The sequence below is a fragment of the Hanstruepera sp. CR43 genome (assembly GCF_055227665.1).
The window spans coordinates 1430712-1446175 of sequence record NZ_CP200078.1; the positions used below are offsets into that span (position 1 = coordinate 1430712).

The 15464-nt window shown below is 34.6% G+C and carries 17 protein-coding genes; 7 read left to right on the forward strand and 10 right to left on the reverse strand.

Annotation, left to right across the window (positions count from 1 at the left end; genetic code table 11):
- Positions 1 to 152 precede the first annotated feature (152 nt).
- The 3 genes from ACKXGU_RS06585 (at position 153) to murI (ending at position 2557) form a co-directional block, all read left to right on the forward strand.
- Complete coding sequence (locus ACKXGU_RS06585; RefSeq protein ID WP_463467256.1) at positions 153 to 1175, forward strand: OmpH/Skp family outer membrane protein; 1023 nt, start codon at positions 153 to 155, stop codon at positions 1173 to 1175.
- A gap of 30 nt (positions 1176 to 1205) precedes the next feature.
- Positions 1206 to 1715, forward strand: coding sequence for an OmpH/Skp family outer membrane protein (locus ACKXGU_RS06590; protein ID WP_463467257.1), 510 nt, complete (start codon positions 1206 to 1208; stop codon positions 1713 to 1715).
- A gap of 62 nt (positions 1716 to 1777) precedes the next feature.
- Positions 1778 to 2557, forward strand: a complete 780-nt coding sequence (murI, locus tag ACKXGU_RS06595) for a glutamate racemase (RefSeq protein WP_463467258.1) — start codon at positions 1778 to 1780, stop codon at positions 2555 to 2557.
- On the opposite strand, the gene ACKXGU_RS06600 is transcribed toward murI, so the two are convergent.
- The 6 genes from ACKXGU_RS06600 to ACKXGU_RS06625 all read right to left on the reverse strand — a co-directional run bounded on the left by ACKXGU_RS06600 (position 2554) and on the right by ACKXGU_RS06625 (position 8365).
- Entirely contained in the window at positions 2554 to 3051 is a 498-nt protein-coding gene (locus tag ACKXGU_RS06600) for a DUF6265 family protein (protein WP_463467259.1), read from the reverse strand. The genes murI and ACKXGU_RS06600 overlap by 4 nt on opposite strands.
- A gap of 1 nt (position 3052) precedes the next feature.
- Entirely contained in the window at positions 3053 to 3571 is a 519-nt protein-coding gene (locus ACKXGU_RS06605; protein WP_463467260.1) for a gamma carbonic anhydrase family protein, read from the reverse strand.
- A 47-nt stretch (positions 3572 to 3618) separates the two neighbouring features.
- Positions 3619 to 4353 (reverse strand): LytR/AlgR family response regulator transcription factor, encoded by a 735-nt coding sequence (locus ACKXGU_RS06610; protein WP_463467261.1) that lies wholly within the window; start codon positions 4351 to 4353, stop codon positions 3619 to 3621.
- Positions 4354 to 4392: 39 nt separating this feature from the next.
- Entirely contained in the window at positions 4393 to 4908 is a 516-nt protein-coding gene (locus ACKXGU_RS06615; protein WP_463467262.1) for a hypothetical protein, read from the reverse strand.
- Between the two features lie 15 nt (positions 4909 to 4923).
- Positions 4924 to 7077 (reverse strand): tetratricopeptide repeat-containing sensor histidine kinase, encoded by a 2154-nt coding sequence (locus ACKXGU_RS06620; protein ID WP_463467263.1) that lies wholly within the window; start codon positions 7075 to 7077, stop codon positions 4924 to 4926.
- 286 nt (positions 7078 to 7363) lie between these two features.
- Positions 7364 to 8365, reverse strand: coding sequence for a PorP/SprF family type IX secretion system membrane protein (locus ACKXGU_RS06625; RefSeq protein WP_463467264.1), 1002 nt, complete (start codon positions 8363 to 8365; stop codon positions 7364 to 7366).
- Positions 8366 to 8617: 252 nt separating this feature from the next.
- On the opposite strand from ACKXGU_RS06625, the gene ACKXGU_RS06630 reads away from it, so the two are divergent.
- The 4 genes from ACKXGU_RS06630 to ACKXGU_RS06645 all read left to right on the forward strand — a co-directional run bounded on the left by ACKXGU_RS06630 (position 8618) and on the right by ACKXGU_RS06645 (position 11080).
- Positions 8618 to 9520: a NifU family protein gene (locus tag ACKXGU_RS06630; RefSeq protein ID WP_463467265.1), complete on the forward strand. Its 903-nt coding sequence runs from the start codon at positions 8618 to 8620 to the stop codon at positions 9518 to 9520.
- A 79-nt stretch (positions 9521 to 9599) separates the two neighbouring features.
- A complete protein-coding gene (locus tag ACKXGU_RS06635) occupies positions 9600 to 9800 on the forward strand; it encodes a dodecin family protein (RefSeq protein WP_103051687.1) in 201 nt (66 codons plus the stop codon).
- 39 nt (positions 9801 to 9839) lie between these two features.
- The gene (locus ACKXGU_RS06640; protein WP_463467266.1) at positions 9840 to 10196 is read left to right on the forward strand and encodes a DUF1304 domain-containing protein; all 357 of its coding nucleotides are present in this window, start codon (positions 9840 to 9842) and stop codon (positions 10194 to 10196) included.
- Positions 10197 to 10261: 65 nt separating this feature from the next.
- Positions 10262 to 11080 (forward strand): mechanosensitive ion channel family protein, encoded by an 819-nt coding sequence (locus ACKXGU_RS06645; RefSeq protein WP_463467267.1) that lies wholly within the window; start codon positions 10262 to 10264, stop codon positions 11078 to 11080.
- 5 nt (positions 11081 to 11085) lie between these two features.
- Here ACKXGU_RS06645 and tsaB read toward each other — a convergent pair whose 3' ends face one another.
- From tsaB to ACKXGU_RS06665, 4 genes are read right to left on the reverse strand one after another with little or no spacing between them, the layout of a single operon-like run.
- On the reverse strand, positions 11086 to 11760 hold the full coding sequence (tsaB, locus tag ACKXGU_RS06650) for a tRNA (adenosine(37)-N6)-threonylcarbamoyltransferase complex dimerization subunit type 1 TsaB (protein WP_463467268.1): 675 nt from the start codon (positions 11758 to 11760) through the stop codon (positions 11086 to 11088).
- A 1-nt stretch (position 11761) separates the two neighbouring features.
- Positions 11762 to 13093, reverse strand: a complete 1332-nt coding sequence (locus tag ACKXGU_RS06655) for a TolC family protein (protein ID WP_463467269.1) — start codon at positions 13091 to 13093, stop codon at positions 11762 to 11764.
- A complete protein-coding gene (locus tag ACKXGU_RS06660) occupies positions 13086 to 14195 on the reverse strand; it encodes an efflux RND transporter periplasmic adaptor subunit (RefSeq protein WP_463467270.1) in 1110 nt (369 codons plus the stop codon). Before ACKXGU_RS06660 ends, ACKXGU_RS06655 begins: the two co-directional genes overlap by 8 nt.
- Before the next feature lie 23 nt (positions 14196 to 14218).
- On the reverse strand, positions 14219 to 15463 hold the full coding sequence (locus ACKXGU_RS06665) for an ABC transporter permease (protein WP_463467271.1): 1245 nt from the start codon (positions 15461 to 15463) through the stop codon (positions 14219 to 14221).
- Between the last annotated feature and the right edge of the window lies 1 nt (position 15464).

Here is a 15464-nt window from a genome sequence, read left to right on the forward strand (position 1 = left end):
TCTACTACCATTTTAGTTATTTAAACTCGAATTAATTTTTTTAAAGTTAAAATTCATTAATTTTGAAAAGATAAATTCTGAATGGGTAGAATAATTATAAAGCTCTGTCGTTTTAGAATTTATAGGTCAATAAATTATAAAATATGAAACAGATGAAATTAAAAGTTCTTTTTTTAGTGACTGTGGTATTCATGTTAAGCCTTTCTACATTTGCTCAACGTGGTGTGAGAATAGGCTATATAGATACAGAATACATACTTGAAAATGTTCCTGAATATCAAGAAGCAACTTTACAATTGGAAAATAAAGTTCAGAAATGGAAGAGCGAAATTGAAACACAATTGAGCGGCATTGAACAAAAGCGTAAAGACTTGAGCAATGAAAAAGCACTTTTAACCAAAGAATTGATTGAAGAACGCGAAGAAGATATTGCATTTGAGGAAAAGGAAATATTGGATTATCAGCAAAAACGTTTTGGACCCAATGGTGATTTAATGATTCAAAAAAAACAATTGATTCAGCCCATTCAAGATCAAATATTTGCAGCAGTTCAGGATATTGCTGAAAAACAAAAATATGATTTTGTCTTTGACAAATCAGCTGATGTAGTTATGCTCTATTCAGCCAAACGTTTTGATTTTAGCGAACAGGTTATCAGAAGTATAACGAGAAGTGCCAAACGCCAACAAGCAGGCTCTAAAGCCGAAAGAAAAGCTGCAAAGGAAGAAGATGTGGTTATTGAAATTAATGAGGAGTTGGAAGCCAAACAAGCAGCTGATGAAGAACGAAAACAAGCTGTTTTGGATGAACGGGAAGCCAGAAAACAAGCTGCCCAAAGACGTAGAGACAGTATCATAGAAGCTAGAAATGCAGCCAGGGAAGCTAAAATGAATGAGCGAAATCAACAACAAACCGTTGAAGATGTTCAAGATGGCACGGTTAGTGAAGAAAGTGAAACAGGCACTGATGAGGAAGCCAAAACTCCAGAACAGATTGCCGAAGAACGCCGACAAGCTAAATTAGCTGATAGGGAACGTAGAAAACAAGAGCTTGAGGCACGGAAACAAAGAATACTGGAAGAAAGACAACAAGCGCAAGAAGAAAGAGAGAATCAACAAAATAATAACGACGACGAACAAGAAGAAGCACCCGACGACGATGGAGGCGATAATTAATAATTTATAACACACATTAATACTTTTACAATGAAACAATTCAAAACCCTATTATTTGCAGCAGCATTATTTATTGGAGCTACAAGTTTTACACAAGCTCAAAGCAAAGTTGCTCATATTAATACCCAAGATCTTATTCAGGCTATGCCAGAAATGGCAGCTGCTCAGGCTGAAATGGAAAAGCTTGGAAAAACCTACGAGGCTGATATCAAGGCTATGGCTACTGAATATCAAAACAAGATGAAGCAGTACGAAGCTGAAGCTTCATCTAAAACAGATGAAGAAAATCAAAAGCGTTTGGTTGAAGTACAAACCATGCAACAAAACATTCAACAATACCAAGGTACTGCGCAACAACAAATGCAACAAAAAGAACTTGATTTATTAAAGCCTATCACTGAAAAAGCAAAAGCAGCTATTTTAAAAGTTGCCAGAGCGCAAGGATTTCAATATGTTTTAGACTCTACTCAAGGTGGTGGCGTTATTATGGCCGATGGCAAAAACTTATTGGATGATGTTAAAAAAGAATTAGGTATTTAATTTTTTTAAAATATAAATTCTAGAGCCACTTTTTAAAGTGGCTTTTTTTATTTTTATACTGTATGAATACAAATCCAATTGGCATATTTGATTCTGGTGTTGGTGGCACTTCCATTTGGAAGGAAATACATGCTCTAATGCCTTATGAAAATACCATTTATCTGGCCGATAGTAAAAATGCGCCTTACGGTAACAAATCTCGAGAAAAGATTATGGAATTGAGCATTAAGAACACTGAATTCCTGATTGAAAAAGGTTGCAAACTGATTGTGGTAGCTTGTAATACAGCTACAACTAATGCCATAAAAACACTCCGAAATAATTATAACATACCGTTTATTGGTATTGAACCCGCTATTAAACCAGCAGCACTTAAAACACAAACAAAAGCTATAGGTATTTTAGCAACAAAAGGAACACTCTCAAGTGAATTGTTTCATCAAACCACGGACCTTTACAGTAATGGGATTCATGTAATCGAACAAGAAGGTGAAGGCATTGTTCCCTTAATTGAATCAGGAAAGCTGAATTCCCCAGAAATGAATGCTTTATTACAAGCCTATTTGCAACCTATGATCAATGCCAATATTGATTATTTGGTTTTAGGCTGTACGCATTATCCATACCTCATACCTCAACTTCTGGAACTGCTCCCAAATCACATTAAAATTATTGATTCAGGAGAAGCAGTTGCCAAGCAAACCCTAGCTATTCTTAATCAATATGATCTGGTAAATACTATTGCTAAAAAACCCACGCTCCAGTTTTATAGCAACGCTAATCCCGAAGTTATGGCTTCTCTTCTGGAAAATAGGCACGAAGTTATTCAATTGAATTTTTAATTAGAGCGTTGAAATTTGAAATCAATTTTTTGAAATTCACCATCCACCTGCCCTTCTATCCATGCATGAATGGAATCTTTTGAAGGATTTGAATATGAAATGCGCGTTGGAAAATCGTGCTCTGGATTATCAAATGTAAAAATACCTGCCTCGGTAGATGACAGTTTAAAAGTTATGGGCTTATCATCATTTTGCTGATAGGCAATGACCGTAAAAAACACCTCATCATCAACTTGCTTTAAAGTTACTTTTTCTGCAAAAACAGTATCAGTCCCAATTAAAGTGAAACTATGTCCCAAAAGGGTACTATCGTTTTTTTGAGTCCAATTTTCATAAGACTGTTCCAGTTCAGTTGTATTTTCCCAATTGCCAACTAACCAGTTAAGCTGTTCAATTTCAGGATATGCTTTTGCATTTGCTGTCTGCGGTTTTTTATCACGCTTGCAGGCAACAACCAAAAGGCCAATCACTAGAATAAAACACAAATTCTTCATACTATTCTTCTTTAAACCAAGTGGAATATTTCACATAATTATTGGCTATTCGGTCAATTTCTCCAGATATTAATTCCTTACTGATATCCTTAACCTTCTTTGCAGGAACACCTGCATAAATACTGCCTGCTTCCACTCTGGTATTTTGAGTGACTACAGCTCCAGCGGCAATAATACTATTACTTTCAACAACACAATCATCCATAACGATACTGCCCATACCAATCAGCACATTATCATGAATGGTACAACCATGTACAATCGCGTTGTGACCAATAGATACATTGTTACCAATGGTTGTTGGCGATTTTTGATAGGTAGCGTGAATAACAGCGCCATCCTGAACATTTACCTTATTACCCATTTTAATAAAATGGACATCACCTCTAATAACGGCATTGAACCAAACACTACATTCGGATCCCATACTGACTTCACCAACAATGGTAGCGTTATCAGCTATAAAGCAATCATTGGGTATTTCAGGATGTTTTCCATTCACAGGTTTAATTATGGGCATATTCAAATTCTTTTAATAAGATTATTACATTAAAGCTAAACGACAAATTACTTAAAATAAGACAATAAATCTGACTTTTTTGATGCCGATACCATAATTTGTTTTCCATTACTTAAAACCACACTACCGCCTTTGCCTTTAACATATTTTACAATTTCATTGACATTGACCAAATAGGACTTATGGACTCTGGCAAAACCACCTCCATTTAGGGCATCTTCAAAATACTTTAAGGTTTTACTCACCAACTTCTTTTTATTGTTATTTAAATATATCTCGGTGTAATTATCATCGGCTTTACAAAACATGATATCTGCAGTATTAATAACCTCAAAACCATCTTGTTGCGGAATGGTAATTTTACCATTGACTGGATTGGTTTTTGGCGTGAGCACCTCTTCATGCAGGGCGTTTTCCTTGGTTTTTATTTCAACCACATAATCAACCGCTTTAATCAATTCTTCTATAGAAATTGGTTTCATAAGGTAGTATGATGCATGGGCATTCAAGGCATCCATGGCATATTGATTATAGGCTGTCACAAATATGGTTTCAAAATTAATGTCACCAACCTTTTCCAATAGATCGAATGCGTTTCCATAAGGCATTTCAACATCTAAAAAAACCAAGTCTAGCTCATTGTTTCTGATAAGTTCCAAGGCTTGATCAATATTTTCAGCCTCACCAAGCACCTGAACATTGGGACAGTACTTACCCAAGTAATTCTTTAAAATATCCCGACTGTTTTTTTCGTCTTCTACAATTATGGCTTTTAGTTTCACTTTTTAACACGATTAAATTATACTTAAAACAAATACTAACTATTGTTTTTCTAATAAATAAAATGCTAATACATTAATACTTTTCTCTTCATTAATTCTAATATTTGGAACAGAATATTGAATTTTTAATGTATTTCTCCTTTCAATTTTTCTTAATTCTTTTCTATTAGTTTCAATACCATTTACAAGCAATATTGTTTCATCACTTACATAATTCTTTTTCATTTTTGTTTCTAAAGCGACAACACCATCTTTAGCATTTTCTCCGAATAGACTAATGAAATATTGAGAATTTTTAGGAACAAATGAATGATTGGAAATTTGAACAAAAGTCGTATCTAATTCTAAACTGTCAATTTCATTGTAAAGTTTATAAGACTCTCCATCTTTTAAAATTAATGGGTTTTGAGCAATTCTTCCATTCATTATATATTGATCAATTTTATGCTTCAATTGATATCTTATTACTAAACAAGGCTCCATATGGGTAACTTTTTTAGATTTACAACTGAAAACCATCAATATAATCCCAACAAAAAAAATCTTGGTTTTCATACTCAATTTTAAAATTTAATCCTTTTTTAGTGTTACAACCACTTGGGTACCAACATCACCAGCAGGTTGAAAATCTTCAATGGACACATCTACCTTGTCATGGTACATATCGTTTAAAATAGCAACCCGTTTTTTAATATTACTCATTCCTTTAGAGTTGTGTTTTTTCTGGTTTTCTGTCTTTAATTGTTTAGAGCGTTCACGGCCAATACCATCATCGATTATGGAAATGGTTATTTCGTTTTCATTCTTTTGTTTAACAGCTATGGTCAAATGCCCTTTTTCAGTTTTGTAACGCAAACCATGCCAAACCGCATTTTCTATGTACGGCTGTAATAACATGGGTGGTATTTTGTAAGAAGAAATATCTATGGATTCATCAATCTCAATGCTATAATCAAATTTTTCCTGAAATCTAAAATGTTCCAATTGCGTATAACGTTCCAAAAGTTCAATTTCCTTTTCCAAAGGAATAAAATCCTCTTCACTGTTTTCCAAAACAGCTCGCATCAAAAACGAGAAATCAGTAAGGTATTTATTGGCGGTGCGTTCATCGTTTTTGGCAATAAAATCGTTTACCGAATTAAGTGCGTTGAAGATAAAATGTGGGTTCATCTGACTTCGCAGCGATTTAAGAGCCAGCAAATTGTTAGCCAGACGTTGTTGTCTAATATAATTCAACATAAAATAGGCAGCAACGAGCAGCAAAGCCAATCCACCAATCAATGAGTATATCCACAGCTGTTGCCGCTTATTGCGTTCTATTGTTAGTTGATACTTACTTTCCGACAACAATCTATCGGTCTCCAGACTGGTAATACGGCTTTGTTTATTGGCTATTTCACGGCTAAAACGTGCTGCTTGAATAATTTCCTGCTCCTTTTTTATGTATAAGGCCTCAACTAAATTGGTGTATTCCTTGTAGGTTTCTAAAGCTTTGTTATAATCCCCAGAACTACTATAGACTTCCGACAACCTTCTGGTGGCATCTTTCTCAACCACTAAATCATTTTTGGATTTGGCCTCTTCGATACTTTTGTCCAAATAGGTAATGGCATTCTCATAATCCTTTTTCAAAAAATAGGCATTACCTATTTTATAGCTTTGCTTTTGAATGGTTAAGGCGCTTTCAACTCCTAAAGCAGAATCTTTTTCAATCTCCCTGATATTTTCAATGGCCTCTTTACGTAATTGAATTTCATCGTTAAAATTTTGTTTGGCACTCTTAAAATCGGCTACTTTAACCTTCTCCTCCAATTCCCGCTTCTTATTTTCTTTAGAAGCCAGATTCAAAGAACTCTCGAAATACACTTCCGCTTCACTATCTTGTCCAATGGCCTCATAGGTTTGCGCCGTTTTGGAGTTTAAATCAATAATTTTAGGCTTGATAGCATGCTCCTGGGCAACTTCAAGACCTTGTTTGTAATGCTTTAATGCGTTGGTGTAGTCTTTGATGCTATAATATGTATCACCCAAGCCTTCATGCAGAACAACTTGTTGCCAATTGGATAAGTTATCTATTTCTATATCATTATAAGCTGAAATACTTTCTTGATAATTCTTATTGAACCAATAGGCTTTTGCCAACTTTAATTTGACTTCATTCGCTTTGATACTTTGCAAGCTTATTCGATAATTTGTCACAGCCAAATCGTGCTGTTTCCAATGCAAATAAATATCTCCCAACACTTCATAAACTTCAGAATTCTCTTTTGCCGAACGACTTTCGGAAAGGGCATTGGTTACAAACTGAATGCTTTTTTCAAAGTCAGTTTTTAGATAAACGTTGGCCGAATCTATCAAAGAGTTAAAGGGAATGTCTGGTTCATCAATGATCTCACCTTCATTTGAAAATCGATATGGATATACCTCAACCCTGATGCGCTCCTGATTTTTTATGGTATAATAGACTGTTTCAAAATCTTTATGCTTAATAACCAATTCGTCTCCTTTCTTTACTTGAATCCTGAATTCTCCTGCCAAATTAGATGTTGTATAAGCCCCGCCATTTACTTCAATATTGGCTTTGGCTATGGGTTTCTGGAATTCACTATCATAAATAAACCCTCTTACTGTAAAGGATTGTCCGTCCTTTAATTCCTGGGAGTAAATATTAAGACCAACCAAAAAAACGACAAGTGTCAATGCGAGTTTATAAACGAATCTCATGGTTTAATTATCAATTGTATAAACTTACACACTTTAGGCAATAAAATAAAATGGGCAAAATCAATTTTAACTGTTTTTAGGTTAAAAAAAGACATATTGACAAAATAAAGGGTATGGTTCACTCATTAAAAGCGGCTGTTCACTAATTCTAACTTTTTAGGGAATTATTTCTGGAATATCTTGGACCCATGATGATTGATTCACCCATTAATAATTGATATGGGATGATTGCTAAAAAAAACGCCTTGAAATTTCAAGGCGTTTTTTGTTATGTATCTTACTGATGTTAATTAACTGCCGGACAATTACAGTGGTAACGTTCCTTACGACAATTAAAGTTATATCCTAAAGTAATTTGGTGAAACCCACCATTGTTATACACAATGGAATTGGCTTGATATGCGTAGGTGTAAGCAAACATGAATTGATCAAAATTAATTCCAACCAGTGGTGACACTAATTGCAGTTTTTGACTACTAACACTACCATTATCATAATATTCTGCGCCATCAAAACTTCTGCGGTAAGACAGTCCTCCCCAAAGTTTACCAAAATCCATTTCTTTGTAAACTTTAGCATTGATGTCTATAAAAGATTCTTTAGACCCATCTCTGTACTGATACATGATTGACGGTTCATAACTCCACTCACTTCCAAACTTACCAAAAACGTAACCCATAGACACCATATAACGTCTTAAATTACTTGTTATTTGTTGATCGTAATTTATCCCTTTGTTTTCAAGAATGTTTTTAACAGTGGCATGTGCATAGAAATTATACAAATGATATGAGAATCCAAAGTCAATGTTGAAATTGGTAGAGCTTTGCTCAATACCCGAAATCAACCTGTCGGGTAATTCATTTAAAAATTCTGTTTCATCTAATTTATATTGGATGGCACCAACACTTAATCCAAAGGACAACATATTTAAATCGATTTCATTTCTGGAAAACATGATATGATGCGCATACGTTATGTAGCCTCCTGTTTGAGAATGAAAACCATTTTTATCTGTATAAAACATGGCGCCGATACCTGAATTAGATTCGCCAATTCGTCCATTAGCACTTAAAGTCAATAGTTTAGGTGCATTTTCATGACCAAACCATTGTTGACGTCCTGTTAATCTAATTTTAGCACAATTGGCAGCACCTGCCATTGATGGGTGAATTAAGTAATAATTATCGGTAAGATAATCGGTATATATTGGAAGCCCCTCCTGTGCATTTACAAACTTCGTGAAAAAGGCAACAATTGCTATTAAATAAAACCTTTTGATTCTCATAGTATTTCTTTCAAGGTAGATTGGCATAATTTTAATTAGGTTTCGCCCTATATAAACTCCATTTTTTAATTAAAATTATAAATCAAGACACCAAATATATAAAATTTACTTTGCATCCCTTAATTACAAAAGTTAAAGCGCGCAAAATAATCAATTTTATTTAAATGATTGCATTTAAATTCCTGCTTTTAAAAATGATGATTGAAGCCAATCCTTGTTTTCTTTTAGTATTTTTGCAAAAAAAATATTATTATGAGTTCCTACATAGTTTCAATTAAAGAGACTTCCAACGATACTATTATAAAATTTGAAGTTAACAAGTTCATCACAAACCATCAAAGTTTTGAATACAACAACATTGATGAAGCCAAAAATTCGCCTTTGGCGCAACAATTATTCTATTTGCCTTTTGTCAAAAAGGTTTATATCACCAGTCACTTTATTGCCGTAGAACGCTTTAGCATTGTGGAGTGGCAAGATGTCCAGGATGAAGTTGGCACCCAAATACAAGATTATCTTAATTCTGGAGGTATTGTGATCAATGAGAGCGAAACAACTAAAAAAGTTCCCGTTACGGTTTATGCGGAAAGTACCCCTAATCCAGCAGTCCTCAAGTTTGTTGCCAATAAAAAATTGGTTACGGCCACTTACGAGTTTACTTCTATTGATGAAGCCAAACTATCTCCTCTAGCTACGGAATTATTTCATTTTCCTTTTGTTAAAAGTGTTTTTATTGAGGACAATTACATATCTGTAACTAAATATGATATTGCTGAATGGGAAACCATTACCATGGAAGTTCGTGAGTTTATAAGAACTTATATTGAAAAAGGCAAAGATGTTGTTGATGCCCAAGCACCTGAAGTATTAAAAACCACTACCGAAGCTTTGGATAAATCCTTTGAAGCATTAGACGACACCTCTAAAGAAATAGTCAACATCATTGAGGAATACATCAAGCCAGCTGTGGCTAGTGATGGTGGCAATATTAAATTTGAATCCTATAACCCTTCCAGTAAATTAGTGAAAGTTATTTTACAGGGAGCATGCAGTGGTTGTCCATCCTCTACGTTTACCCTTAAAAATGGTATTGAAAATATGCTTAAGGAAATGCTCAACGGGAAAGTAGATACCGTTGAAGCTATCAATGGTTAGCACTGTGACTTTTTACTTTTTTGTGTGTCAGAAAAAATAGTTAACTTTAAGTAATCTCAAATTAAAATTTAAAACCATTATGGCAGTATTAAAAGTAATTGAAGTATTATCAAATTCTGATAAAAGTTGGGAAGATGCAACTAAAAAAGCGGTAAAGGAAGCTTCTAAAACAGTCAAAAATATCAAATCAGTTTATGTAAAAGAACAAAGTGCCATCGTGAACGGCAATGACGTTACTGAATTTAGAGTGAATTTAAAATTGACTTTTGAAGTAAAATAAATAATCACGAAAGCGCCATAAAAGGCGCTTTTTTATTTCATGGATAATATTATTACCATTCTTGTTTTTTTTGTGGCTTTGGAACATTTCTACTTTTTAATTTTGGAAATGTTCTTGTGGACCAAGCCAAAGGGTATTAAGACTTTTGGCTTAAAATCTAAATCATATGCCGAAGAAACCAAAGTGCTTGCAGCCAATCAAGGCTTATACAATGGCTTTTTGGCATCTGGTCTTCTATTTGCTCATTTTAACAATAGCCTGCCGTTTATAGGTTTCTTTTTAGGCTGCGTTATTATTGCTGGCATTTATGGTGCATTTTCCACAAAAAAAATTAAATTATTTTATGTACAATCCCTTCCTGCAATCTTGGCACTTCTGTTAATAATGTTTAATTAACATACCAATCAATTACAAAGTTTAATCTGATTGCTAAATTTGTAACTCAATAAATTAACAAAAACATGGAAAACATCGATTTAAGTAAATGGACTGAAATGGGTATGAATATCATAACTACCTATGGACTAAAAATAATTGGCGCTATAATCATATGGATTATAGGTTCTTGGATTATTAAAAAAATGATTAAGGCTGTAAAAAAAGTCATGGTCAAAAGTAATTATGACGAGAGCCTACAAAAGTTCCTCCTAAACCTTTTAGGATGGACCTTGAAAATCCTACTCATTTTAGCCATTTTATCCCAACTGGGTATCGAAACCACTTCATTTGCAGCAGTATTGGCTGCAGCTGGTTTGGCGGTCGGTATGGCATTACAGGGTTCACTGGGCAATTTTGCCGGAGGTGTATTATTAATGATTTTTAAACCCATTAAAATTGGCGATTTAATAGAAGCCCAAGGCGAAATTGGCGTTGTCAAGGAGATTGAAATTTTCACGACTAAACTTACAGGCTTATCCAACAAAGAAATCATTATCCCTAACGGTGCATTGTCCAATGGCAATATTGTAAACTACACAACCGAAGGAACCCGAAGAGTGGATTTGGTCTTTGGCGTTAGCTATGATGCTGATATTAAACAAACCAAGAATGTTATCATGAACGTTTTAACGTCACATCCAAGTGTTCTTAAAGATCCTGCACCTGCCGTAACGGTATTAGAATTAGCTGATAGCTCTGTAAACTTTGCAACAAGACCATGGTGTAAAACGGAAGATTACTGGACTGTATATTTTGATGTAACCGAACAGGTTAAAGAAGCACTTGATGCTGCTGGAATTGAAATTCCTTACCCACACCAAGTTGAAATACACAAGGAATAAGTAAGTTATTTGGATTTTGGCTTTAAGGCCACAAAATCTTTTAAATAATAAGGTTCAAAATAAGCGACATCTTCGGTGTCGCTTATTTGATATTTGGCATAAGCCAAAGCACCCATTTGATCAGCGGATGGAAGCTTGTCTTCAATAAAAATGGCATTGTCACTCGATAGCAGTGATTTGGTTTTTCCAACACCGCTTCCTATAAAATGTACTGGATCACTTTTCAAAAAGTTCCCGTAAGAGGACTCATCAAGAATTTCGGCTTCAATACCTCTCACAGAGACATGATTAAAGTCGAATATTTCCGAATAAACCTCCATACGCCTGGCATCTAACATAGGAACAATAAAACCAGTATTTGTATGAACTTGATGCGCTAAAGATTCCAACGTAGAAACACTAATCAACGGGATATTCAATGCAAAACAAAGCCCTTTAGCAGCCGAAACACCTATTCTTAATCCTGTATAAGAACCTGGCCCTTTACTGACGGCTATGGCATCAATATCGGATTTCTTAATATCGTTCTCTATTAAGATGTTCTCTATAAAAACATGGAGCTTTTCAGCATGGGAAAAACCATCCTTATAATCTTCCTTTAAAGCAAAAGTCTCTCCATTCTTAGAAAGAGAGACCGAGCAGTTTCTTGTAGCTGTTTCTATGCTTAATATTATAGCCAATTTATTGGGTTATTGGTTTACCAAGGTAGAAATCTAACACTTTTGTTTTAAACACAAAATCATATTTGGCATTAATTAAACGAGATTGTGCATTTATAAGCTGAATTCTAGACTGCTCCAAATCAAAGGAGTTCATTGAACCCAAGTTATAACGCTCTTGAGAATTTTGAAATGCTAATTGCTGTGCTTCCCTTGATTTTTTTGCAGCTTCATAAGCCTTTAGAGCTGCTTGGGCATCAGTAAAGGCCCGCTGAATGTTGCTTTCTAAATTCAGCTTTGCTTGATCCAAATTTAACTTGGCATTATCTTCTCGAATTTGTGCTTGAGCAACAGCCGTTTTGTTTTGAAATTGTGAAAAGATAGGCACTCGAAAGCTTAATCCAAAACTTTGTGATTTATTATCATTCAATTGATTAAGAAAGCTTGCCTCATCATCTCTTAAGTTAGTGTAAAACACATTTGTTCCAAATCCATAATTAAAAGACACTGATGGTAGGAATCCACTTTTAGAAATTTTTGTACTTAATTCAGCACTTTCTATATCTTTTTCTGCTACTTTAATTTCATAGCGATTATTAAAGGCATAATCTAAAATTGGACTAATATCATCATACATTAATGCCGCTGAAGGGCTATCAACTTCAATAATTTCAACCTCAAAACCATCATAAGGTAATTGCAATAATTGAGATAAACTTAACAACGCCAAATTATAATTATTTTCTGCAACGGTTAAGTTTTGTTCATCACTGCTTAAGGTCGCTTCAACATCATAAATATTAGCACGTGGCTGTACTCCGGCATCCACCAATTCTTTTACTTGATCCAATTGTTTTTGAGAAAAATCTACTTGGGCTTGAGCTGTTTCTAAATTTTCTTTATTGAAAACAACATTTAAATAGGCATTAACGACATTAAGTGAGATGTCATCTTTAATTCTATTTAACTCCAGTTGATTTCTTTCTAAAGTCAATTGAGATTGTTTATATAGATTAGTCAATCTAAAACCATTGAATATTGTTTGGCTAACATTAATACCTAAATTGGTACTATTTGCTGTTCGATCAACAAACTGACCAGGGAATATTTCCTGGTTACCCAATGTCAAACCTTGTCTACCACTTAAATCCAATGATGGCAATCTGTTCCCATTGCTGGAAATTACATCTTGCTCATTAATTAGGAGGGTGTTTTCCCCTTGTTGAACCGAAATATTATTCTCCAACGCATAATTTACACATTCCTCCAAGGTCCAGACTTTTTTGTCTTGCGCTTGTGTAAAAGCTGAAAACAGTACTGTAAAAACTAATATTAAACCTATTCTATTACTCATCTTCATTATCTTTTGATGCTTTATTCCAAATCTTAATTTTATCACCTTCACTCACACCTTCGGTAATTTCAACATTTATACCATCAGAAATACCTAGCTCAACATACTTTTCCTCAAAAGACCCATCCTCTTTTTGAATTTCAACATAAGGTTTTTCAGTAATCCTATTGAATTGCAACAACGCTTCCCTGACTACCATAATACTATCCTTACTTTCCAGATCTATTTCGGCATTGGCACTATATCCGGCTCTAATTTTGGTTGATTGTTCTACTTGAACATCGGCCTTTATGGTAAACTGAACAGCTCCATTTTCTTCTATTCCTTTTGGCGCTACAAATGTTAATTTGGCTGGAAATTCTTTCTGATTGATGGCACCCAAAACGACAATGATATCTTTGCCTTCTTCTAACTTACCAACTTCGGCCTCATCAACCTTACCTTCAAATATCATTTTACTCATATCTGCCACCATAGCAATAGTGGTACCTGCGTTGAAGTTGTTACTTTCAATAACCTGATCTCCCTCACGGATTGGAATTTCCAAAACCGTTCCTGAAATCTGGGCAACAATATTGGTATTGGCAGAGCTTCCTCCAGATAATGAACCTTGCTGGATGATTTGAAAGTCATTTTGAGCCTGTCTTAAGGATTCGCGAGCTTGATTTAAAGACAGTTCGCTATTTTCAAAATCCTGCTTTGAAATAACACCTTTTTCAAAAAGTGCCTTGTTTCTGTCATACAATGTTTTGGCATTGTCAAATGACAACTGGGCTGTATTGATACGGCTTCTGGCACTCACAAGACTTTGCTCATTGGGCACTACACGAATTTTGGCAATCAAGTCGCCTTTCTTCACAATATCACCTTCCTCAACAACTATTTTATCGACAATTCCAGAAATTTGTGGCTTTAATTCGATTTCTTCCTCTGGATTCAGTTTTCCAGTCGCAACCACTTTGGTCTTGATAGAAGTGTAAAAAGGTTCTTCTACTTTAAATTCCTCTATTTCTTTAGAATTGGAATCCTTAAAATATTTAATTACCCAAACAAATAGCACTAACACTATTATTCCAATGATTATTTTAACTGTTTTGTTCATTTTTAATTATATGATTGATTATTTTATTCTTCTCTTAATGCTTCTATAGGTTTGATACTGGTTGCCTTGAATGCCGGAATTAATCCAATTAAAGTGCCCAGTACTACCAAAATGATTAATGCAATAAATACAACGGCTATGGACACGGATGCATTCACTATTGTGGCATCATCGCCCTGTCCAAATGCTTTATCTAAAGCAATTAAAATCCAACCGCCACTTATGATACCAACAAATCCAGCCAAGAGCGTTAAAAACACAGCCTCAACAACAATTTGTCTTTTTATTTCAAATGGAGTAGCTCCTAAAGCACGTCTAACACCTATTTCTTTAGTTCGTTCCTTTACAGTAATTAAAAGGATATTACCAATGGCAAAAACACCGGCTATTAAGGTCGCTATTCCCACAAACCAGGTTAAAAATTGCATGCCTGTCAAAAATCCAGTCATTTTAGCGAATTCATTCCCTAAATTAAAACTCCCAAATGCACGATTATCTTTCGGGTGTATTCGGTTAAGGTTTTTTAATAACAATTTTGCATCTTCCTCAATTTGCTTAATGTCATACTGTGGTTTTCCAGTTATCATCATCCAGCCAATGCGATCTCCTCGATTATAAATTTGCTGAAAGGTTGTGAAGGGAATATGCATATCTGTTGAAGGTCCCATATTAATATTACCATCTTCAAAAATTCCAATCACCATAAAATTCATACCATTTATACGAATCAATTCTCCAATAGCCTGCTCATCCTTTTCAAATAATTGCTTATACACATTCTCTGAAATAACAGCTACCTTTTTATTATCATCAATATCATTCTGATTGATAAAGCGACCGTGAATAAGCTTCTTTTTTTGAACTTTATCCAGCAAAGGATAATCTCCATTTATTCCAAAAGTTCCTGATAAAAAATTTCGGACTACAGTAGCCTGGTTTTGATTTCTTGGCACAACAAATTCAATGCCTTCAATATTTTCTTCAACTTTTTTAGCATCGGTCAAAGTAAGCTGTACTTGCTTTCCTTCCTGAAATCCTTTGAATGGCTTGCTGGTACTTTGACCCCAAATAAAGACACTATTGGTTGCAAAATCACCAAAAAGTCTATTGAATGCATTCTCCAAACCGCGAGCCGACCCCAATAACCCAATAAGCAATAAGATGCCCCACCAAACACCGACCATGGTCAATATGGACCGCAGTTTGTTTTTGCTAAGGCTATCGAAAACCTCTTGCCAAGTATCTCTATCTGTTAAAAACTTAAACATA